17 protein-coding genes and 1 tRNA gene are annotated in these 21,636 nt (G+C 63.1%); 17 read left to right on the top strand and 1 reads right to left on the bottom strand.

Annotation, left to right across the window (positions count from 1 at the left end; translation table 11 throughout):
• Positions 1-43 precede the first annotated feature (43 nt).
• From ACP8ML_RS10045 to rplL, 8 genes are all read left to right on the top strand, one after another.
• The gene (locus ACP8ML_RS10045; RefSeq protein WP_065673164.1) at positions 44-1,240 is read left to right on the top strand and encodes an LCP family protein; all 1,197 of its coding nucleotides are present in this window, start codon (positions 44-46) and stop codon (positions 1,238-1,240) included.
• A 108-nt stretch (positions 1,241-1,348) separates the two neighbouring features.
• Positions 1,349-1,421 (top strand) — tRNA-Trp (locus tag ACP8ML_RS10040).
• Positions 1,422-1,514: 93 nt separating this feature from the next.
• Positions 1,515-2,174 carry a preprotein translocase subunit SecE gene (secE, locus tag ACP8ML_RS10035; RefSeq protein ID WP_065673163.1) on the top strand — a complete coding sequence of 220 codons (660 nt, stop codon included), beginning with the start codon at positions 1,515-1,517 and terminating at the stop codon, positions 2,172-2,174.
• 23 nt (positions 2,175-2,197) lie between these two features.
• Positions 2,198-3,100, top strand: coding sequence for a transcription termination/antitermination protein NusG (gene nusG / locus ACP8ML_RS10030; protein ID WP_065673162.1), 903 nt, complete (start codon positions 2,198-2,200; stop codon positions 3,098-3,100).
• Positions 3,101-3,335: 235 nt separating this feature from the next.
• Complete coding sequence (rplK, locus tag ACP8ML_RS10025; protein WP_016666126.1) at positions 3,336-3,767, top strand: 50S ribosomal protein L11; 432 nt, start codon at positions 3,336-3,338, stop codon at positions 3,765-3,767.
• A gap of 74 nt (positions 3,768-3,841) precedes the next feature.
• Positions 3,842-4,540, top strand: a complete 699-nt coding sequence (rplA, locus tag ACP8ML_RS10020; RefSeq protein ID WP_117189702.1) for a 50S ribosomal protein L1 — start codon at positions 3,842-3,844, stop codon at positions 4,538-4,540.
• A 461-nt stretch (positions 4,541-5,001) separates the two neighbouring features.
• Complete coding sequence (gene rplJ / locus ACP8ML_RS10015) at positions 5,002-5,616, top strand: 50S ribosomal protein L10 (protein ID WP_015582149.1); 615 nt, start codon at positions 5,002-5,004, stop codon at positions 5,614-5,616.
• A 13-nt stretch (positions 5,617-5,629) separates the two neighbouring features.
• Entirely contained in the window at positions 5,630-6,025 is a 396-nt protein-coding gene (rplL, locus tag ACP8ML_RS10010) for a 50S ribosomal protein L7/L12 (protein ID WP_016666124.1), read from the top strand.
• A gap of 245 nt (positions 6,026-6,270) precedes the next feature.
• Here rplL and ACP8ML_RS10005 read toward each other — a convergent pair whose 3' ends face one another.
• Positions 6,271-6,444 (bottom strand): hypothetical protein, encoded by a 174-nt coding sequence (locus ACP8ML_RS10005; protein WP_171048663.1) that lies wholly within the window; start codon positions 6,442-6,444, stop codon positions 6,271-6,273.
• A gap of 31 nt (positions 6,445-6,475) precedes the next feature.
• Here ACP8ML_RS10005 and ACP8ML_RS10000 point away from each other — a divergent pair, with 31 nt between their 5' ends.
• The 9 genes from ACP8ML_RS10000 (at position 6,476) to ACP8ML_RS09960 (ending at position 21,619) form a co-directional block, all read left to right on the top strand.
• Complete coding sequence (locus ACP8ML_RS10000) at positions 6,476-6,688, top strand: hypothetical protein (RefSeq protein ID WP_138774621.1); 213 nt, start codon at positions 6,476-6,478, stop codon at positions 6,686-6,688.
• A gap of 4 nt (positions 6,689-6,692) precedes the next feature.
• Positions 6,693-7,877 carry a hypothetical protein gene (locus ACP8ML_RS09995; RefSeq protein ID WP_138774622.1) on the top strand — a complete coding sequence of 395 codons (1,185 nt, stop codon included), beginning with the start codon at positions 6,693-6,695 and terminating at the stop codon, positions 7,875-7,877.
• A 179-nt stretch (positions 7,878-8,056) separates the two neighbouring features.
• Complete coding sequence (gene rpoB / locus ACP8ML_RS09990; protein ID WP_004809074.1) at positions 8,057-11,536, top strand: DNA-directed RNA polymerase subunit beta; 3,480 nt, start codon at positions 8,057-8,059, stop codon at positions 11,534-11,536.
• Positions 11,537-11,704: 168 nt separating this feature from the next.
• Positions 11,705-15,586 (top strand): DNA-directed RNA polymerase subunit beta', encoded by a 3,882-nt coding sequence (locus tag ACP8ML_RS09985; protein WP_117189704.1) that lies wholly within the window; start codon positions 11,705-11,707, stop codon positions 15,584-15,586.
• A gap of 436 nt (positions 15,587-16,022) precedes the next feature.
• Complete coding sequence (locus ACP8ML_RS09980) at positions 16,023-16,604, top strand: hypothetical protein (protein ID WP_486702925.1); 582 nt, start codon at positions 16,023-16,025, stop codon at positions 16,602-16,604.
• A gap of 332 nt (positions 16,605-16,936) precedes the next feature.
• Positions 16,937-17,308: a 30S ribosomal protein S12 gene (gene rpsL / locus ACP8ML_RS09975; protein ID WP_004809066.1), complete on the top strand. Its 372-nt coding sequence runs from the start codon at positions 16,937-16,939 to the stop codon at positions 17,306-17,308.
• Positions 17,309-17,311: 3 nt separating this feature from the next.
• Complete coding sequence (gene rpsG, locus ACP8ML_RS09970; RefSeq protein ID WP_004809065.1) at positions 17,312-17,782, top strand: 30S ribosomal protein S7; 471 nt, start codon at positions 17,312-17,314, stop codon at positions 17,780-17,782.
• Positions 17,783-17,914: 132 nt separating this feature from the next.
• Positions 17,915-20,008: an elongation factor G gene (gene fusA, locus ACP8ML_RS09965; protein ID WP_117189705.1), complete on the top strand. Its 2,094-nt coding sequence runs from the start codon at positions 17,915-17,917 to the stop codon at positions 20,006-20,008.
• A gap of 642 nt (positions 20,009-20,650) precedes the next feature.
• Positions 20,651-21,619: a hypothetical protein gene (locus ACP8ML_RS09960; protein WP_117189706.1), complete on the top strand. Its 969-nt coding sequence runs from the start codon at positions 20,651-20,653 to the stop codon at positions 21,617-21,619.
• Positions 21,620-21,636 lie beyond the last annotated feature (17 nt).

Here is a 21,636-nt window from a genome sequence, read left to right as displayed (position 1 = left end):
AGGCCTACTGGTCCGCTGAGTTCCAGCAGGAGGGGGCATACCCGTGGCTCACGACGACGGACTCAATCTGTTCGACGACCCGGACGATTTCGAGGGCGAGAACGGCGTCGACCCTGACGCCAGCGAGGCACCTCGTCGTGGACTCCCCGCCGGGGATGCTGAGCCGACTGCCGGACGGCGCGGTTATGACCCGGACGAGGAGGACGCCACCGTCGATGAGCTTCTCGAGGAGCACTCCGACGACGATGATGAGGACCGTGCGGCATCGGCAACGGCGGCCAGACGCAAGCGTCGTTGGCCGAAGGTCTTCCTCGTCATCGTCCTGGCGCTGCTGCTCATCGTCGTCGGCATCATCGCCTACTACCTGCGGTCGATCAATGTTGGTATGAACAACGTCAATCGCGCCCCGGTGGCGGTTCAGGGCACTCGTCCGCCGTCGGTCGAGACCGGTGCACAGACCTTCGTCCTCGCCGGGTCGGACTCCCGCGGATGGGATCGTGGCCGTTCTGACACCCTCATGATTGCCTACCTGCCCGCCGATCGCGAGAAGCTCTACCTCATCAGCTTCCTGCGTGACATGTGGGTGACGATCCCGGCCAATGACGTCGTCAAGAAGGATTCCAAGGCCAAGATCAACGCCGCCTACTCGTGGGGTGGCATGCCTCTGACGATCAAGGTGCTGGAGGGGCTGACCAACGTCAAGATGGACCACGGCGCCGTCATCGACTTCAACGGGTTCAAGCAGCTCAGCAGAGACCTTGGTGGCATCCAGGTCTACAACCCGCAGGAGTTCGACAGCATGGGTCATCACTTCGACAAGGGCAACGTGACCCTTGAGGGGGATGCTGCTTTGGCGTACGTCCACGAGCGTAAGAGCCTCAAGCACGGCGACCTGGACCGTGCCGCTAACGAACGAGCCGTCCTCACCACGATGATTGATAAGATCTTCTCGGCCGGCACACTGACGAATCCGAAGAAGTTCTCCGAGGTGGTGTCCGACGTTGGTTCCACGATGACGGTCGACGACGCGCTCACCAACAAGGAGGTGCGCAAGTTGGCTACCAGCCTCAAGTTTGACTCCGGGGCTGACGTCGTCTCCCTGCAGGCTCCCATCAAGGGTTTTGGTAGGTCGAAAGACGGTCAGCAGTACGACATCGTCGATGAGGCCGGTATGCAGGAGTTGGCACAAGCGATGAGGACTGACACCATGGACCAGTACGCGGCCAGACACCCTGCGTGATGGATGACCGGCGGGGAGTTTTGGAGAGGACCTGCGAGTCTGATTCGACGTGAGACCGAATCCTCTCCTATACTCCCTGTGCTGGCGTTGCCCACCAGGCAGCGCCGAAGGGCACTAGCTCAATTGGCAGAGCAGCGGTCTCCAAAACCGCAGGTTGGGGGTTCAAGTCCCTCGTGCCCTGCGAGACGCATGTGCGGGGCGTATCCCTGGTGCGCAGCCGTGGCGAAGTCCTGGTCCACGGAACCAACCGTCAGGCAGGACCCGAAGGAACAGCGTGACCGACGAGAAGCGAAACCTCAGTGACGGAGACGATCCTTCCGTCGAGGGCGAGCTGTCTCCGAGGGGGGAGGATCTTACATCCCGCAACCTTACGGAGGCTGAGGAGTACGACGTCGTCGATCCCGAGGCTGAGGAGTTGACGACTCCTGACGATGTCGTCGACAAGACTCCTGACAAGGCCGACCCCGAAGACATGGTGGTCGACGATCCCGAGCAGCTCGAGGAAGCCGAGAAGGCTGCAGTTTCCGCTCGTTCCAGCCGTCCGGTTCGCAAGAAGGACGCCGCTGGCAAGCCAGCTCGACATGGCAAGCCGGTGCGCAAGGGTGCCAAGGAAGTTGACGCCGTGGACGGGAAGCCCGCAGCTGCTTCTGCTGCCAAGCCTGCTGGCCCTGGGCCGAAGCGCGAGTTGACCAAGGCCCCCGTCCGCAAGCAGAGCAGCAAGCAGAAGGCTGCCGAACAGGGCAGCCATCGCACCGGCCCGGTGACCTTCACGAAACAGTCGGTTGCCGAACTGCGCAAGGTCAAGTGGCCCACCGGCGACGAGCTGGGCCAGTACTTCCTCGTCGTCCTTGTTTTCGTTCTGCTCATCATCGCTTACGTCAGTGGCTTGGACGTCCTCTTCGGATGGATCATCATCAAGCTCTTTGGCAACTGACGATCACATTGGAGAATTGATCTGTGACTGACAGCCCCCATTTCAGCGAGAACGACGACGTCGAGATCAACCTCGACGTGTTAACCCCTGACGAGACCGAGAAGAAGGACGACCAGGTCGACATTGACCTCGGAGATCTCGGCGAGGAGGACTCCGCCAAGGAGCCTGAGATTAACCTCGACTTCGGTGACGACAAGTCCGAGGAAGCCTCGGATGACGACATCGCCCGTAACCTCGGTATCGGCCAGGCTGCCGACGACGAGGAGAAGTCCGACGAGGACGAGCCAGCCGATGCCGGCAACCAGGACGCCGTCGACGCCGCCATTGAGGAGTTGCGCGACGAACTGTCCTCGAAGTTCGGCGAGTGGTACGTGCTGCACACCTACTCCGGCATGGAGAACAAGGTGAAGCAGAACCTCGACGCCCGCGTGCAGAACTTCAACATGGAGGACTACATCTTCGAGACGGTCGTCCCCACCGAAGAGGTCGTCGAGATCCGTAACGGCACCCGCCGCACGATCACCAGGGTGTACCTGCCCGGTTATGTGCTGGTGCGCATGGACCTGACCGACGACTCGTGGGGCATTGCGCGTCACACCCCGTCGGTGACCGGGTTCGTCGGTCAGTCGACCACCCCGATCCCACTGACCTTCGACGAGGTCGTCACGATGCTGACGCCGTCGGTCGTCGCCAAGGTCGCCCACGAGAACGCCGACAAGGCCCCCTCGCCCAAGGCCAAGCCGAAGGTCGAGGTCGCTGATTACGAGGTCGGCGAGTCGGTGCAGATCACCGATGGTCCCTTCGCCGGCGTCCCGGCTCAGATCACCGAGATCAACACCAACAACCAGCGTGTCAAGGCCTTGGTCGAGATCCTCGGACGTTCCACCCCGGTGGATCTCGAGTTCAACCAGATCGAGAAGATCTGAGAATTTTTCGATTCTCTACGCGAGCCGGACCGTGATGGGTTCGGCTCGCGTCGTCTTTCGGCTGGCCGAGCACCGGTGTGATGCCTGCTGGTCACACCGACGCCCCCTTGATTTTGGACCCACCGGCCGAGTCGCTTAGACTTGATCGGTGCGTCTGTGTCCGGATGCTCGTCACGCCCGGACTCGCACTGGCGGTATCAACCGATGCCGTCACGACCGAAAGAAGGACCCATCAATGCCTGCTAAGAAGAAAGTAGCGGCTCTCGTCAAGGTCGCTCTCCAGGCTGGACAGGCCACCCCGGCCCCGCCAGTCGGTACCGCTCTTGGTCCCCATGGTGTCAACATCATGGAGTTCTGCAAGGCCTACAACGCTCAGACCGAGGGACAGCGCGGAAACGTCGTCCCGGTTGAGATCACCATCTACGAGGACCGCACCTTCAGCTTCGTCCTCAAGACCCCGCCGGCTGCTGAGCTCATCAAGAAGGCTGCCGGAATCAAGAAGGGCACCGAGAACCCGCTCACCCACAAGGTCGGCAAGATCACCAAGGATCAGGCCCGCGAGATCGCCGAGACCAAGATGCCTGACCTCAATGCCAACGACGTCGAGGCCGCCATGAAGATCGTGGCCGGCACCGCCCGCTCCATGGGCGTCGAGGTCGAGGCCTGAAGCTCACAACCCACAGACAGTTCTTGTGGAGGGGCACGCGCTGCCCTCACCACACCTGGTGAAAGGAACCAGACATGAAGCGCAGTAAGGCATATCGCGCAGCCGCTGAGAAGGTGAACTTCGACCAGCTCTACTCCCCGGAGGAGGGTCTGGCCATAGTCACATCCGGTGCGTCGGCAAAGTTCGACGAGACCGTCGACGTGGCCATCCGTCTCGGCGTCGACCCCAAGAAGGCCGACCAGATGGTTCGCGGTACCGTCAACCTTCCCAACGGCACTGGCAAGACGGCACGGGTCCTCGTCTTCGCCACCGGTGAGAAGGCCGAGGCCGCCCGTGCTGCGGGCGCCGACGAGGTCGGTGACGACGACCTCATCGCGAAGGTCCAGGGCGGATACCTGGACTTCGACTCCGTGGTCGCCACCCCGGACATGATGGGCAAGGTCGGTCGTCTGGGCCGCGTCCTCGGTCCCCGCGGCCTGATGCCGAACCCCAAGACCGGCACCGTCACCATGGACGTTGCCAAGGCCGTCTCTGACATCAAGGGTGGCAAGATCGAGTTCCGTACCGATCGTTACGCCAACCTCCACTTCCTCATCGGGAAGGTGTCCTTCGGGTCGGAGAAGCTGGCTGAGAACTACTACGCTGCTCTCGACGAGATCCTGCGTCTCAAGCCGAACTCCGCCAAGGGTCGTTACCTGCGCAAGGTGACCGTCTCCTCGACGATGGGTCCGGGCGTGCAGATCGATCCTGCCTCCGCTCGCGTCGCTGAGTGACGAACTGACTGACGACGGCCCCTGCAGCCATGGTGCTGCGGGGGCCGTTCTGTGATGTCAGGGGATCACTCAAAGGACCAGATGCGGACAACATCTGCACCAACTCCGTCTTCGGGGCTGACTGGTACGTCGGCGTCCGTGACCTGGACGAGGCCTTCCCCCGCACGGCATGGGTGATGCCGAGAGTGGTTGGCCCGTGTCGCTGGTGCGGGCAACGGGGGCCTTCCGCTCAATTTGGTCTACCGCTCTCCGTCAGTTACGCTGTACAAGTTGCCGTAGACCGCTGGCCGGGTTTCCCGCCAAGCACCCGGAGTGACGGATGGCCCGCGCAGGTGAACGCCGAGATGCTCTGCTACCCCGTCGTGCGCCTGTGCACCGGGGTTTTCTTTTGTCCTCCCTGCGGCTCCGGTGCTGACAGCCCAGCTGCCAGCATGACGTACGAGAAGTGGGAAGGAGACCCAATGGCTAGGCCTGACAAGGTCGCCGCGGTCGCTGAGCTGAAGGAGAAGTTCTCCTCGGCCGACGCCACCGTGCTGACCGAGTACCGCGGTCTCTCCGTGTCGGCGCTCAAGGATCTGCGCCGTTCACTGGGGAGTGACGCCACCTATGCCGTTGCGAAGAACACCCTGACCCGCATTGCCGCCAAGGAGGCGGGTATCGAGGGACTTGACGAGCAGCTCGTCGGCCCCACCGCCCTCGCCTTCATCAACGGTGACGTGGCCTCCGTGGCTAAGGGTTTGAAGAACTTCGCAAAGGACAACCCGCTCCTGGTCATCAAGGGCGGCGTGATGGACGGCAACGTCCTCGACGCCGACCAGGTCAAGAAGCTTGCCGATCTCGAGTCCCGTGAGGTCCTCCTCGCCAAGCTCGCCGGTGGCCTCAAAGCCAACCTCACGAAGGCCGCTGTGGTCTTCAACGCCCTGCCGTCCAAGGCCGCCCGCGGCCTCGGCGCCCTGCAGGAGAAGGCTGCTGCTGATCCGTCCGTGATCGGTGGAGCTGGAGAGGCTTCCGACCAGGAGCCCAAGACAACCGAGACCCCTGAGGCGTCCGCCGCCCAGGACAACACCAACGAGTGAAAGGACGCCCATCATGGCGAAGCTCAGCAACGAAGAGCTCCTTGACGCTTTCAAGGAGATGACCCTCATCGAGCTCTCCGAGTTCGTGAAGCAGTTCGAGGAGACCTTCGACGTCTCCGCTGCCGCCCCCGTGGCTGTCGCCGCTGCTGCCGGTGCTCCGGCTGCCGGTGGCGAGGCCGCTGCCACTGAGGACGAGAAGGACGAGTTCGACGTCATCCTCGAGTCGGCCGGCGACAAGAAGATCCAGGTCATCAAGGAGGTCCGTGGCCTCACCAGCCTGGGTCTGAAGGACGCCAAGGACCTCGTCGAGGGCGCTCCGAAGCCCGTCCTCGAGAAGGCCAAGAAGGAAGACGCCGAGAAGGCCAAGGAGGCTCTCGAGGCCGCCGGTGCCACCGTCACCCTCAAGTGACCCGGTGAGGGCCGCCCGAAGTGGCGACTGAAAAACTTTGCGCCGCCCCCTTGTGGGGCGGCGCAATCGTATTTTAGTCTTCTCCCTGACCGAGATGGGATGTATTCCCAACAAGCTGACCGATGCTCCGGCTCAGGGAGCTTCGGTGATGTCTATAAGCGATGGCGGGACAATGCGAAAGACCATTATTGGAGGGCTTGCTACAGAGCTGTCCTGGCGATGAGCGCAGCAGTGATGCCGATGGCTCAAGCCAGCGAGCCTCCGGTTATCGGCAGCGAGCCCATGAGGATGGTGCCGTCTGGGGCGATGCCGTGCAATCCGGCTGGAGCACCGGTCGAAGTGGCCAGGACCGGGACCATATCGACGCAGGGGCAGGTGTTTCCGGCATGCGCTGGGGGCGGATCGGTTGTTTTGCCCATGCGATTGGTGGTCCCTGGCAAAGTTAATCGAGTGGACGTTGGTAAGTTCTCGGTCAAGGTTAAGGGGCGGACAGCTTACCAAGAGCCCAAGAAGCAGTACTGGATTGACAAGGACACCGCTGGCCACGGTGGCAGCGCGTGGAAAGTCAAAAAGGGTGATCCACGTGGTAAGTCTGACCTCGTGGTGTCTGTTACCGCGAGCGGTGTTCCACTACGCGGGAAAATGATCGCGATTGCGGGGTGACGTCATGACCGGGACAAGGATTGAGCAATGGCCTTGGGCTGGTGGCCCTGAGGTTGACTGGCTGCGCGGGTCTGGTGTCTGTGGGGCTGATCCCATTGGGGTGGTCACTGCTGGTGGCCGAGATCTTGTCGTCCTTGGCCCGCTGGACGACTGGCGGTCCAGCGACGGAAATCTGGGCTGTGGGGGAGTCCTGCTGGGTGGGGAAGGGCCGATCCTCGTCGTGTGGGACAAATCCGGTGTGCGGGTCCTACCGTCCGGGTGCCCGGCCCTGCCGTGGCTGATCGTCGAACCCGAGGGGGAGCTCGCGGAGATACTGGCAGCCCTCATCCGTGCCGTGCCGAGTCAGTGGTGCCAGGAGTTCTCCGAGGACCTGCCCGAGAACCAGGGTTCGGTCACCCTCCCCGAGGATCCCGAGTGGGCCGGTGCCCATCTACCGATCCCGGTTCCGCAAGGAGCCCCGGCAGAATACCTGCTGGTCGTCGGTCGTCGAGGCGGCAGCGTCGTCATGCGCGAATGTGCTGGCATCTGTGATGACTGGTGGCAGGGCACCGCTGATCTGGAGGCCGTCGACTGCGTTCCCGAGGGGATTGGCCTACCGGAGGGTTGGAATGGTGTGACCTTGGGTCGGACCCACGTCGGCCATCCCACCCTCGTCACCGAGGACGTGGCTGGGGCCAAGATCTTGTGTGGGGAAGTGGCCGGTGATCCGGTGGCTGAGATCGTCAACGGCCAGTTGCGTCGCCTCCGTGCCCCGGCGCTACCAACCTGTGCACTGCTCACCGTCAGGTCCACCGCTGAGGGCCGGGCACAACTGGACCCCGGTGCGACTCTCATCGTCACTGACGCCGAAATCCTTGCTGGGTGGGGAAGTACGGCTCGTCCTCATCGCTCCTTGCATCATCTCAGTGCGGAGGGTGACCACCTCGTCATCATCGACCATGGCCCATTGCTGCCGGCACATCGCCCGGCTGACCGGGCCCAGGAGTACCACAGTGCCACCGTGGTACGCCGCGAAAGAGGGGACGCACCGATCACAACGACCCTGTGGTGGGCTCCGGGCGACGACACACCCCGCCAGGTCGGGAATAACTGTTTGGCTGGTCATGTGATCGAAGGGTGGTATCACCCGTTCGTCGGAACGCCGGTCGATCCGTTGCTCCTCGGGCTGTGGCGAGAACTCGTCGGGTGAGCCCCTCGTCTTCCTCCGATGGCTGGGTCGCCCTGATTGTGGTTGCATTATTTGTGATAATGTCGTAGACTCATTCCTTGCACCATAGCCAGCGATCGCCCATGCTTGACATGGGCGGTTTGTCATGCCCCCAGGCCGGCCGACGGGTCGGTTGTAGGAGTTCTCGGAAGGACCGCACATTGGCCGCCACGCGCACTGCGTCGAAGAACACCAACGCCATTTCGCCCCAGTCGGGACGAATCTCATTCGCCAAGATTCACGAGCCGTTGGAGGTTCCCAACCTTCTCGACTTGCAGGTTGAGTCGTTCAACTGGCTTGTTGGCAACGAGATATGGCAGTCCCATGTGGACGCCGCCCTTGCAGAGGGACGCACCGATATCAACACCAAGTCCGGCCTCGAGGAGATCTTTGAGGAGATCTCCCCGATCGAGGACTACTCCCAGACGATGTCCTTGTCTTTCCGGGATCATCGTTTCGAGGATCCCAAGCACAGCGTCGACGAGTGCAAGGATCGCGACACCACCTACGCGGCCCCGCTGTTCGTGACCGCGGAGTTCATGAATAACGAGACCGAGGAGATCAAGTCCCAGACGGTCTTCATCGGTGACTTCCCGCTCATGACCTCGAAGGGCACCTTCATCATCAACGGCACCGAGCGTGTCGTCGTCTCCCAGCTGGTGCGTTCCCCGGGTGTCTACTTCGAGAAGACCGCCGACAAGACCTCCGACAAGGATATCTTCACGTGCAAGGTGATTCCGTCGCGTGGCGCTTGGCTCGAGTTCGAGATTGACAAGCGCGACACCGTCGGAGTTCGTCTGGACCGTAAGCGCAAGCAGAACGTCACCGTTTTCCTCAAGGCCCTCGGCTGGACCGCTGACCGCATCCTCGAGGAGTTCGGCGACTACGAGTCGATCCGTCAGACCCTCGAGAAGGATCACGGCGTCGAAACTCAGGATCAGGCGCTGCTGGACATCTACAAGAAGCTGCGTCCTGGCGAGCCGCCGTCCCGTGACGCCGCCCAGCAGCTGCTCGAGAATTACTACTTCAACCCGAAGCGCTACGATCTGGCCAAGGTTGGTCGTTACAAGATCAACAAGAAGCTCGGTCTGTCCCTGCCGTTCGACCAACAGGTGCTGACGATCGACGACATCGTCGCGGCGATCCACTACGTGTGCGCCCTGCACGAGGGCACCGAAATGCTCCCGCGCGAGGGACGCGACGACATCGTCGTCGAGGCCGACGACATCGACCATTTCGGCAACCGCCGTCTGCGCACCGTCGGCGAGCTCATCCAGAATCAGCTGCGTACCGGTCTTGGTCGGATGGAGCGTGTCGTGCGTGACCGCATGACCACCCAGGACATCGAGGCCATCACCCCGCAGACCCTGATCAACATCCGTCCGGTGACAGCCGCGATCAAGGAATTCTTCGGAACATCCCAGCTGTCGCAGTTCATGGACCAGAACAACCCGCTGGCCGAGATGACCCACAAGCGTCGTCTGTCGGCCCTGGGACCCGGCGGTCTGTCCCGTGACCGCGCCGGCATGGAGGTTCGAGACGTCCACCCGTCGCACTACGGTCGTATGTGCCCGATTGAGACCCCTGAGGGTCCGAACATCGGTCTGATTGGTTCGCTGGCCTCCTTCGCCCGCGTCAACGCCTTCGGCTTCATCGAGACCCCGTACCGTAAGGTCATCGACGGGCAGGTCACCGACCAGGTCGTCTACCTGACCGCGGACGAGGAGGATCGTCACGTCATCGCCCAGGCCAACGCCAAGGTCGATGACGACGGCCGTTTCGTCAATGATCGCGTCCTGGTGCGCCAACGTCACGGCGAGGCCGACGAGGTCCCGAACTCCGAGGTCGACTACATGGACGTCTCCCCGCGCCAGATGGTGTCGGTGGCGTCCGCCCTCATCCCGTTCCTCGAGCACGACGATGCCTCCCGAGCCCTCATGGGCGCCAACATGCAGCGTCAGGCCGTGCCGCTGGTGCGTACCGAGGCTCCGTTCGTCGGAACCGGTATGGAGTACCGCTGTGCGGTTGACGTCGGTGACGTCACCCTCGCCGAGAAGGCAGGTTCGGTCCTGTCGGTGAGCGCTGACCTCATCGACATCGCCTGCGACGACGGCACCTACCAGACCTACAAGCTGGAGAAGTTCCGTCGCTCCAACGCCGGTACCTGTATCAACCAGCGTCCGCTGGTCACGGTGGGGCAGCGTGTCGAGGTCGGTACCCCGCTTGCTGACGGCCCGTCGACGGACAAGGGCGAGCTCGCTCTCGGCCGCAACATGCTGGCCGCCTTCATGCCGTGGCAGGGCCTCAACTACGAGGACGCCATCATCCTGTCCCAGCGCATCGTCTCCGACGACGTCCTCACCTCGATCCACATCGAGGAGCACGAGGTCGACGCCCGTGACACCAAGTTGGGCGCTGAGGAGATCACGCGGGACATCCCGAACGTCTCCGAGGACATGCTGGCCAACCTGGACGAGAACGGCATCGTGCGCATCGGAGCCGAGGTCGGTACCGGCGACATCCTCGTCGGCAAGGTCACCCCGAAGGGCGAGACCGAGCTGACTCCTGAGGAGCGTCTGCTGCGCGCCATCTTCGGTGAGAAGGCCCGCGAGGTCCGCGACACCTCCCTCAAGGTTCCCCACGGTGAGGAGGGCACCGTCATCGGCGTGCGCGTGTTTGACGCCGAGAACGGTGACGAGCTGGCCCCCGGAGTCAACCAGATGGTTCGCGTCTACGTCGCTCAGAAGCGCAAGATCTCGATCGGTGACAAGCTCGCCGGACGTCACGGTAACAAGGGTGTCATCTCGAAGATCCTGCCCGTCGAGGACATGCCGTTCCTGCCGGACGGCACCCCGGTTGACATCATCCTCAACCCACTGGGTGTGCCTTCCCGTATGAACGTCGGTCAGGTGCTCGAGATGCACCTCGGTTGGATCGCCCACTCCGGCTGGGACATCACCCAAGCCGAGGGCGACTGGGCCGAGCGTCTGCGCGAGGTCGGTCTCATCGACGTCCCCGAGGAGTCCCGTCTGGCCACCCCGGTCTTCGACGGTGCCACGGAGGAGGAGATCACCGGTCTGTTGCAGTACGGTCACCCGACCCGCGACGGCGACATGCTCGTCGACGCCGACGGCAAGGCCACCCTCTTCGACGGTCGTACCGGCGACCCCTTCCCGTCCAAGGTGGGTGTCGGCTACATGTACATGCTGAAGCTGCACCACTTGGTCGACGACAAGATCCACGCCCGTTCCACCGGTCCGTACTCGATGATCACCCAGCAGCCCCTTGGTGGTAAGGCCCAGTTTGGTGGTCAGCGATTCGGCGAGATGGAGGTGTGGGCCATGGAGGCCTACGGCGCCGCCTGGGCGCTGCAGGAGCTGCTCACCATCAAGTCCGATGACGTTCCCGGCCGTGTCAAGGTCTACGAGGCGATCGTCAAGGGCGAGAGCATCCCGGAGCCGGGCATCCCCGAGTCCTTCAAGGTACTCGTCAAGGAGATGAAGTCGCTCTGCCTGAACGTGGAGGTGCTCAACTCGGAGGGCCAGGAGATCGATCTGCGCACCTCCGACGAGGACACCCGGTCCGGTCTGGGTATCGACATCGGGCGTCGCCCCGGTGCCGACAACGCCATGGCCGACTGACCTGCCCATTCTGCCGGGGCGACGACGTCGCCCCGGCGCCCTGAACACAGTCCGTTTGACGGGGGTGGGGACGGGCCCGGACAACCCGCCCCACACAGACACCCCGACTGGAACCCCTCCTGACGAGGAGGGGCTACCACCCACCCAGGTGGGGGAAAGAGAACAATCGTGCTGGACACCAACTACTACGACCGGTTGCAGATCGGCCTGGCCACGGCCGACCAGATCCGTGCGTGGAGCCACGGCGAGGTCAAGAAGCCCGAGACCATCAACTACCGCACCCTCAAGCCCGAGCGTGACGGCCTCTTCTGCGAGAAGATCTTCGGCCCGACCCGTGACTGGGAGTGCTACTGCGGCAAGTACAAGCGCGTCCGCTTCAAGGGCATCATCTGTGAGCGCTGTGGCGTCGAGGTGACCCGTTCCAACGTGCGTCGTGAGCGCATGGGACACATCGAGCTGGTCGCCCCGGTGACCCACATCTGGTACTTCAAGGGAGTTCCCTCCCGTCTGGGTTACCTGCTCGACATTGCCCCGAAGGACCTCGAGAAGGTCATCTACTTCGCGGCCTACATGATCACCGCCGTCGATGAGGAGGCTCGCCACCGCGACCTGCCGTCGTTGGAGGCCAAGGTGCAGACCGAGCGCTCCCGCATGGAGCAGCGTCGTGACTCCGAGCTGGAGGCCCGCCGGGTCAAGCTCGAGGAGGACATGGCTCAGCTCGAGGCCGACGGTGCCAAGGCTGACACCCGTCGCAAGGTCAAGGACGGCGCCGAGAAGGAGCTCAAGCACATCGAGACTCGGGCCCAACGCCAGATCGATCGTCTCGACGCCGTGTGGGATCGCTTCAAGAACCTCAAGGTTCAGGACCTTGAGGGTGACGAGATCCTCTACCGCGAGATGAAGTCGCGCTTCGGCAAGTACTTCGAGGGTTCGATGGGCGCCGAGGCGATCAAGCGTCGTCTCCACGACTTCGACCTCGCCGCCGAGTCCGAGAAGCTGCGCGAGATCATCAAGACCGGCCGCGGCCAGAAGAAGACCCGCGCCCTCAAGCGCCTCAAGGTCGTGCAGGCCTTCCTCGAGTCCGGCAACTCGCCGGAGGGCATGGTCCTGGACTGCGTCCCGGTCATCCCGCCGGATCTGCGCCCGATGGTGCAGCTCGACGGTGGCCGCTTCGCCACCTCGGACCTGAACGACCTCTACCGTCGCGTCATCAACCGAAACAACCGCCTCAAGAGGCTGGTTGACCTCGGCGCCCCGGAGATCATCGTCAACAACGAGAAGCGCATGCTCCAGGAGTCCGTCGACTCGCTGTTCGACAACGGTCGCCGTGGGCGTCCGGTGAGTGGCCCGGGCAACCGTCCGCTCAAGTCGCTGTCCGACATGCTCAAGGGCAAGCAAGGTCGTTTCCGTCAGAACCTGCTCGGTAAGCGAGTCGATTACTCCGGCCGTTCGGTCATCGTCGTGGGCCCGCAGCTCAAGATGCACCAGTGCGGTCTGCCGAAGGCCATGGCCCTAGAACTGTTCAAGCCCTTCGTCATGAAGCGTCTGGCCGACCTCGAGCACGCCCAGAACGTCAAGTCCGCCAAGCGCATGGTCGAGCGCCAGCGTCCCGTGGTGTGGGACGTCCTCGAGGAGGTCATCAAGGAGCACCCGGTTCTGCTGAACCGTGCACCTACCCTGCACCGTCTGGGTATCCAGGCCTTCGAGCCCCAGCTCATCGAGGGCAAGGCCATCCAGCTTCACCCGCTTGTCTGCTCGGCCTTCAACGCTGACTTCGACGGTGACCAGATGGCTGTGCACCTGCCGCTGAGCCCTGAGGCCCAGGCCGAGGCTCGCGTCCTGATGCTGTCGACGAACAACATCCTCAAACCGGCTGACGGTCGCCCGGTCGCCCTGCCCTCGCACGAGATGATCATCGGCGCCTACTACCTGACGATGGCCCTTGACGGCCTCAAGGGTGAGGGACGTGCTTTCTCCTCGCTGGCCGAGGCAATCATGGCCCATGATCTCGGCGAGCTCGAGATCGGTGCCAAGATCAAGCTGCGTCTCAAGGGCGTCGTGCCGCCGCACGGCGAGACGGTTCGCGCTGACGGCTCCGTCATCCTCGACACCACCCTGGGACAGGCCCTGTTCAACGAGGTGCTGCCGGACGACTACCCGTATGTCGACTACCTCGTCGGCAAGAAGCAGATTGGCAAGATTGTCAACGACCTCAGCGAGCGGATGACCCAGCTCGAGGTGGCCCACGTCCTCGACAACCTCAAGAACATCGGCTACAAGTGGGGTTCGCTGTCCGGCGTGACCGTCTCCATCGGCGACGTCCAGACCCCGCCGACCAAGCCGGAGATTCTGGCGGGGTACGAGGCTCGCGCCGCCAAGGTCGACCGAGAGTACGACCGTGGTGCCGTGACCGAGGAGGAGCGTCGTCAGGATCTCATCCAGATCTGGACCGAGGCCACTGCTGAGCTGACCTCCGCCATGGAGGCCAACTTCACCCAGACCAACCCGGTTCACATGATGGTCGACTCGGGCGCTCGAGGCAGTATGACCCAGATGCGTCAGATCGCCGCTATGCGCGGTCTGGTGGCTGACCCGAAGGGTGACATCATTCCTCGTCCGATCAAGTCCAACTTCCGCGAGGGCCTGACGGTTCTGGAGTACTTCATCTCCACTCACGGTGGTCGTAAGGGACAGGCTGACACCGCTCTGCGTACCGCTGACTCCGGTTACCTGACTCGTCGTCTGGTCGACGTGTCCCAGGACGTCATCGTCCGCGAGGAGGACTGTGGCACCACCCGTGGCATGCCCAAGACCATTGCTGTCGACGCCGGCAACGGCAACTTGGTGCGCGCCGAGGGGCTGGACACCGCGGTGTACGCCCGATGCCTGGCTGCCGACGCCCTCGACGCCAATGGCAATGTCGTGGTGGCGGCCAACTCCGATCTCGGTGACGAGGAGATCTCCAAGCTCATCGCTGCTGGTATCTCGCAGATCAAGGTGCGCTCGGTGCTCACCTGCACTGCAGCCCAGGGCTGCTGCGCTCGTTGCTACGGACGTTCACTGTCGACCGGTCACCTGGTTGACGTCGGTGAGGCCGTCGGCATCATCGCTGCTCAGTCGATTGGTGAGCCTGGCACCCAGCTGACGATGCGTACCTTCCACACCGGTGGTGTCGCTGGTGACGACATCACCCAGGGTCTTCCCCGTGTCGTCGAGCTCTTCGAGGCCCGTAGCCCGAAGGGCAAGTCGCCGCTGGCCGAGGCCGCTGGTGTCATCCGCATCGACGAGTCCGACAACCGTCGCAAGCTCGTCCTGGTACGTGACGACGGCGAGGAGGACGTGGAGTACGTGCTGCCGCGCCGTGCCCGTCTCGAGTTCGACCTCGACGGCACTCACCGTGTCATTCGTGACGGAGTGCGGGTTGCCGCAGGTGAGCAGCTCATGGGTGGCACCGCCGACCCGCAGGACGTGCTGCGTATCTCCGGTGTTCGCCGGGTGCAGGAGTACCTCGTCAAGGAGGTTCAGAAGGTCTACAACACCCAGGGCGCTGGCATCCACGAGAAGCACATCGAGATTGTCATTCGCCAGATGCTTCGCCGCATCACCGTCATCGAGTCCGGTGACACCCAGATGATGCCTGGAGAGCTGGTGGACCGTAACTCCTACGAAAACGCCAACCGCAAGGCTGTCGCCGAGGGTGGTCGCCCGGCTGAGGGTCGTCCGGTGCTCATGGGCATCACGAAGGCCTCGCTGGCCACCGAGTCCTGGCTGTCGGCTGCCTCCTTCCAGGAGACGACGAAGGTGCTCACCGATGCCGCCATCAACGGCAAGACGGACACCTTGGTCGGCCTCAAGGAGAACGTCATCCTCGGTAAGCTCATCCCGGCCGGAACGGGCCTGGAGGTCTACCGCAACATGAGGGTGGAGCCGACCGCGGAAGCCAAGGCTGCTGCGTTCACGATGAACTACGACCCGTTCGACTACGACTTCGGTTCGGGGTCGGGCGCGGCTGTTCCGCTCGACGATCTGGATCTGGGTGATTTGAGCTGAGGCTAGGACCCGGCTGCGAAAGCCTCTCCTCCCCACGTGGGGAGGAGAGGCTTTTGTATGAGGCCTGAACGTCGGTCAGGGTGCCGTTGTCCTTGACATCGGTGCTATTGATCTCGACTTTGTCGAGGTGACGGGGCCGGGGAGGATCTCTGCATGTTCATGCGGGGGATCGGCAAGCTGCGATCTCCGCTGGCAAGGCCGTCGTTTATGGACCTGTGACTGACACCTGGGTTGCCGGTGGTCAGCATGGTGGTCAGTCGGCGGGGGCGTCGAGGGGCCAGGCTGCTGCCAAGTTTACTGATCAGCCGTCTGGAGCGCAGGCCGGATCGGTGCGCCGTTCGGTGGTACTACGACGGACTAGCGAGGCGTGATTGGAGGCGTAGACTGCGGTGGCACGCCTGCTAAGGTGCTTGCTGTGTTACGAGGGGATAGCGGGATGAAGCGAACAGTTCTGACAGGGATGGTTGCAGCATGCTTGGGACTGGCCGTTTTCGTAGGGACGGCTCCGGGGGCAAGTGCGCACCAGGTTGCTCCCGTTCCCGTTCCGACATCCCGGGCCACTGCGGATGCCCGCCCGACTCATCGTGCATCGGTGCATGTGAGTGTCGGCGTCAGCCTGCCGCCTCACCATCGGGGCATCGTGCCTCCGGAGATTCGTGGCGGCACCGTTTACCTGCCGAACGTCAGTGCTGGCCCCATCATCCTGCCGACCGTCAAGGGCGGCACCATCACCCTTCCCGACGTCAAGGGCGGCACCATCACCCTTCCCGACGTCAAGGGCGGCACCATCACCCTTCCCGACGTCAGTGGACGTCCCATCGTCCTGCCGAAGATTGAGGGTGGGACGGTGAGCATTCCGCCGATCGTCTTCCCCTCCATGCATGCCATGGGCAGCCTTCGCGTCAACGGAACGATCAGGGGACAGGTCAACGACAAGGGCCATGGCAACTTCCTGGCTGCGGGCGGCGTGGGTGCTCCTGTGTCTCGCCCGGTGGCCCTTCCTCGAACGGGTGCCTGAGGAGCTGCGGACGCAGCGCTTTTCATCTGTGGAGTTTGATTTCCATGGGGTTTCGTGGCGCCCCCGGTGCGCCTCCTCGCAGCGTCGCTGAGTTTGACCCCCTGAAACCCGGGAGATACGCTGTTAACGCGTGTCCGGTTCGACCGGATACTTGTGCGTGCCCTGGCATGGCGACAAACGACCACTCGAGTTGCTGCGAGAAGGTCTGCCCGTGCGGAGTTCGCACGGCACTCCCAATCTGCAGCGAGGGGCAGCGGTGATCCCGACGCAGCGATGGAGGGGTGCACAGCCAGGGAATTCCGAACCCACCAGACGGAAAGAGATACCAGCCGGTGCCTACAATCCAGCAGCTGGTCCGCAAGGGCCGCACTGACAAGATCAGCAAGAACAACACGCCTGCCCTCAAGGGCTCGCCGCAGCGTCGTGGCGTGTGCACCCGTGTGTACACCACGACGCCGAAGAAGCCGAACTCGGCTCTGCGAAAGGTCGCCCGTGTGCGCCTGTCGTCGGGCATCGAGGTCACGGCCTACATTCCCGGTGTCGGACACAACCTCCAGGAGCACTCGATGGTGCTCGTGCGTGGCGGTCGTGTGAAGGACCTCCCGGGTGTGCGTTACAAGATCGTCCGCGGCTCCCTCGACACCCAGGGTGTCAAGGGCCGCAAGCAGGCCCGTAGCCGTTACGGCGCCAAGAAGGAGAAGTGATCCATGCCTCGTAAGGGACCCGCGCCGAAGCGCCCAGTGATGGTCGATCCCGTCTACGGATCTCCTCTCGTCTCCCAGCTCGTGAGCAAGATCCTTCTCGACGGCAAGAAGACTGTCGCCCAGAACATCGTTTACACCGCCCTCGAGGGTTGCCGCGCCAAGACCAACACCGATCCGGTGCAGACCCTCAAGCGCGCGCTCGACAACATCAAGCCCTCCCTGGAGGTCAAGTCCCGTCGTGTCGGCGGTGCCACCTACCAGGTGCCGGTCGAGGTCAAGCCCGCTCGCCAGACCACCCTGGCCATGCGTTGGCTGGTTGCCTTCTCCCGTGAGCGTCGTGAGAAGACCATGGCTGAGCGTCTCATGAACGAGATCCTCGATGCCTCCAACGGCCTCGGTGCTTCCGTGAAGCGCCGTGAGGACACCCACAAGATGGCTGAGGCCAACCGCGCCTTCGCCCACTACCGCTGGTGATTGTTGGCCCCCTTCCCGTCGGGAAGGGGGCACCATCACGTCCAGCCCAGAAAGCCTCGCGGTTCACCGCAGGTTCATCTGCGTCGAGCATCATACGAAGACCACTAACTCCAAGATTTGAGGTCAAGAACAGTGGCCAAAATTGACCTGAACAAGGTTCGCAACATCGGCATCATGGCCCACATCGATGCCGGCAAGACGACGACGACCGAGCGCATCCTCTACTACACCGGTAAGTCGTACAAGATCGGTGAGGTCCACGACGGTGCCGCCACCATGGACTGGATGGAGCAGGAGCAGGAGCGCGGCATCACCATCACCTCCGCCGCGACCACCACCTTCTGGCACGACACCCAGATCAATATCATTGACACCCCCGGACACGTGGACTTCACCGTTGAGGTGGAGCGCTCCCTGCGTGTTCTTGACGGTGCTGTCGCCGTGTTCGACGGTGTCGCCGGCGTCGAGCCGCAGTCCATGACTGTGTGGCGTCAGGCCGCCAAGTACGGCGTTCCGCGCATCTGTTACGTGAACAAGCTTGACCGCACCGGTGCTTCCTTCGATCACTGTGTGCAGACCATCAAGGATCGTCTGCACGCCATCCCGGTCCTGTTGCAGCTGCCGATCGGTGCCGAGGACAAGTTCATGGGCATCGTTGACCTCGTCGAGATGAACGCCAAGACCTGGCGTGGCGAGACTGAGCTCGGGGCTCATTATGAGACCGAGGAGATCCCGGCCGACATGAAGGACGAGGTGGAGGCCGCTCGTGCCGAGATGCTCGAGACCGTCGCCGAGAACGACGAGGAGTTCATGGAGCTCTACCTCGAGGATCCGGACTCGGTGACCATCGACCAGCTCAAGGCCGCCATTCGTCGCGGTGTGCTGGCTTCCGCCTTCACCGCAGTCACCTGTGGCACCTCGTTCAAGAACAAGGGTGTGCAGCCGCTGCTCGACGCCATCGTCGACTACCTGCCTTCCCCGCTCGACGTCCCGGCCATCTCCGGCTTCAAGCCTGGTGACGAGTCCGTCGAACTGCAGCGTCGTCCCTCCGACGACGAGCCGCTGTCGATCCTGGCCTTCAAGATCGCCTCCGATCCCCACCTGGGTAAGCTGACCTTCGTGCGCGTCTACTCCGGTGTGCTGCACGCCGGTGACCAGGTGCTCAACGCCACCAAGGGCAAGAAGGAGCGCATCGGCAAGATCTACCAGATGCACGCCAACAAGCGTGAGGAGATCGAGAGCATCGGCGCCGGCATGATCTGCGCCGTCATGGGCCTCAAGGACACCACCACCGGTGAGACCCTCTGCGACCCGAGCAACCCGATCATCCTCGAGTCGATGACCTTCCCGGCTCCCGTGATCGAGCAGGCCATCGAGCCGAAGTCGAAGGCCGATCAGGAGAAGCTGTCGAACGCCATTCAGCGTCTCGTCGAGGAGGATCCGACCTTCCGCGTCCACACCGACGAGGAGACCGGCCAGACCATCGTCGCCGGTATGGGCGAGCTTCACCTGGACGTCTTCATCGACCGCATGAAGCGTGAGTTCCATGTGGAGGCCAATATCGGCAAGCCGCAGGTGGCCTACCGCGAGACCCTGCGCAAGCCGGTCGAGAAGTACGAGTACACGCACAAGAAGCAGACCGGTGGTTCTGGTCAGTTCGCCCGCGTCATCATCGCGATCGAGCCCCAGGAGCCTGGCTTCGGCTACGAGTTCGTCAACGCCGTCACTGGTGGTCGCGTCCCCAAGGAGTACATCCCGTCGGTCGACGCCGGTGTCCAGGAGTCGATGCAGTTCGGTGTTCTCGCCGGCTACCCGGTCGAGGACGTCAAGGTCACCCTGCTCGACGGCGCCTACCACGAGGTCGATTCCTCCGAGATGGCCTTCAAGATCGCCGGTTCGATGGCCTTCAAGGAGGCCGCTCGCAAGGCGAGCCCGGGTCTGCTCGAGCCGCTGATGGCCGTTGAGGTGACCACCCCCGAGGACTACCTCGGTACTGTCATCGGCGACCTCAACTCCCGTCGTGGCCAGATCCAGGAAATGGTCGAGGAGCACGGAAACAAGGTCGTGCGCGCCCTGGTCCCGCTGTCCGAGATGTTCGGATACGTCGGTGACCTTCGCTCGAAGACCTCCGGACAGGCGACCTACTCGATGGAGTTCGACTCCTACGGCGAGTGCCCGTCCACCGTTGCTGACGAGATCATCGCCGCGGCCAACGGAGGCAAGTGAGCCCACGGTCATAACTGGCTGAAGAATCGGCCCGGCTCCACAATGTGGGGCCGGGCCAAAACGTTATGAAAGCCCAAACAAGGCATACACATGTAATCACCTGTCTCAGATAGGGCTATACTTTTGCCGGAATTTGACATTGCGAACCGGGGATTGACGAATTCAAATCCCCTGTCATGAACTAAGGGGACCTCCATGGCGGATGAATCCGGTCACGGCAAGGAACAACACGATCAGCTTTCTACCAGTAACCAATCCAACAACGCCTACGATTCCATTGATCCTTCGCAGACGGTGATCCGTCCAGCGTCGACGCCGACGCCGCAACCACCCTCGGGGCCGGAGATTCTCGCTGATGGTCGCAGCACTGGTCCGGCAGACCAGCCCGGGCGTCCTGACGGGGGCTTCGGACAGCTTGCTGCGGGTCCGGCGAGCGTGGTCGGAGAGCCTCAGAAACAGCCGCAGACGATGCCGCCGAATCCGCCACTCCCGAATCAGCTTCACCAGTCTGGGGGATTCCCGGGCCCTCAGGGAGGGCCCCGCTTTGATCAGCCCAATGGCCCTCGACCAGGCTGGAGGGGTGAGTGGCAGGCCCAGGGTCGTTCCGGTCCCTACGCCCCAGGCCCTCAGCCCGGGCAGCAGATGGGTCGTCCGGGTGTCCAGCCTGGGCAGCAGAGCGTGCCCCAGCCTGGTACGGCGGCTGCTTACCCTGCCTATCCGGCGCAGGCTCCGGGCCAACGTTCCGGCGTCCAACCCGGCATGGTGCCGAACCCTGCGCACCCGGGCCCTTACCAGACGAGTCCGCAGCAAGGCGGGTACACCACCACGCAGCCCCTGCCGACCATGCCCGCCGCTGGTCAAGCGCCGATGATGCAGCAGCCCTATCAGGGGGCGCTTGCGGTACAACCATCTGGTAACTGGTTCGCTGACGCGTGGGGAGTGCTCCGTCGGATCTGGAGAGGTGATGTCGTAGAGGCCTTTGATCTGGCCACGGCCTCCCGGAAGTTCTGGCTCTGGACTGGTCTTGCCCAGGCTGGATTTGCCGGTTTCGCCTTCGCCAACTTGATGTGGCGGGTGGCGTCCTCCATCGACAACGGGGCCGACCGCGTGACTCACGGCTTCCTTGGTTGGTTCGGTACGGACGACCCCAGTCAGACCTATAACGTCACCGGATTCGAGTTCAGTTCGTGGCTGAAGGCGTTCTTCACCATGTTCCTGGCTGTCGCCGTGGTGTTCGCGGTACGTCCGCTCTTCATCAAGATGGTATACGCGTGGCGTCAGTCCAGGCAGACTTGGGAGGTCGCCTACACCGTCAACTCGGTCGCGACCCTATCCTCCACCTTCGTCGTCGCAGTCGTTAGCCTCCTGTGGTTTGTGCCCTCCGGGGCCCTGGTCCCGGTAGGGTTCGTGGTGCTGTGGGCGCTCGGCGCGATGTGCCAGTTCCTTGGTGAGTTACTCCTCTACACTGGCGTGAACAAGACCGGAGGATTCCCGCCATATTCCCGTTCCCCGCTCGTCCCGCACGTCATCGGGACTGGCTTTTACGTCGTAGTGGTTGCCCTACTCTGGCTGCTCTGCGCCGTAGTCAGCGGGGGGATCATGTCATCATGAGTCCGATGATGAGCGGG

Source organism: Cutibacterium sp. LaCa_255, assembly GCF_057458005.1.
Note: the sequence above shows the minus strand (reverse complement) of the source record. Positions and strands in the feature narration are given on the sequence as shown.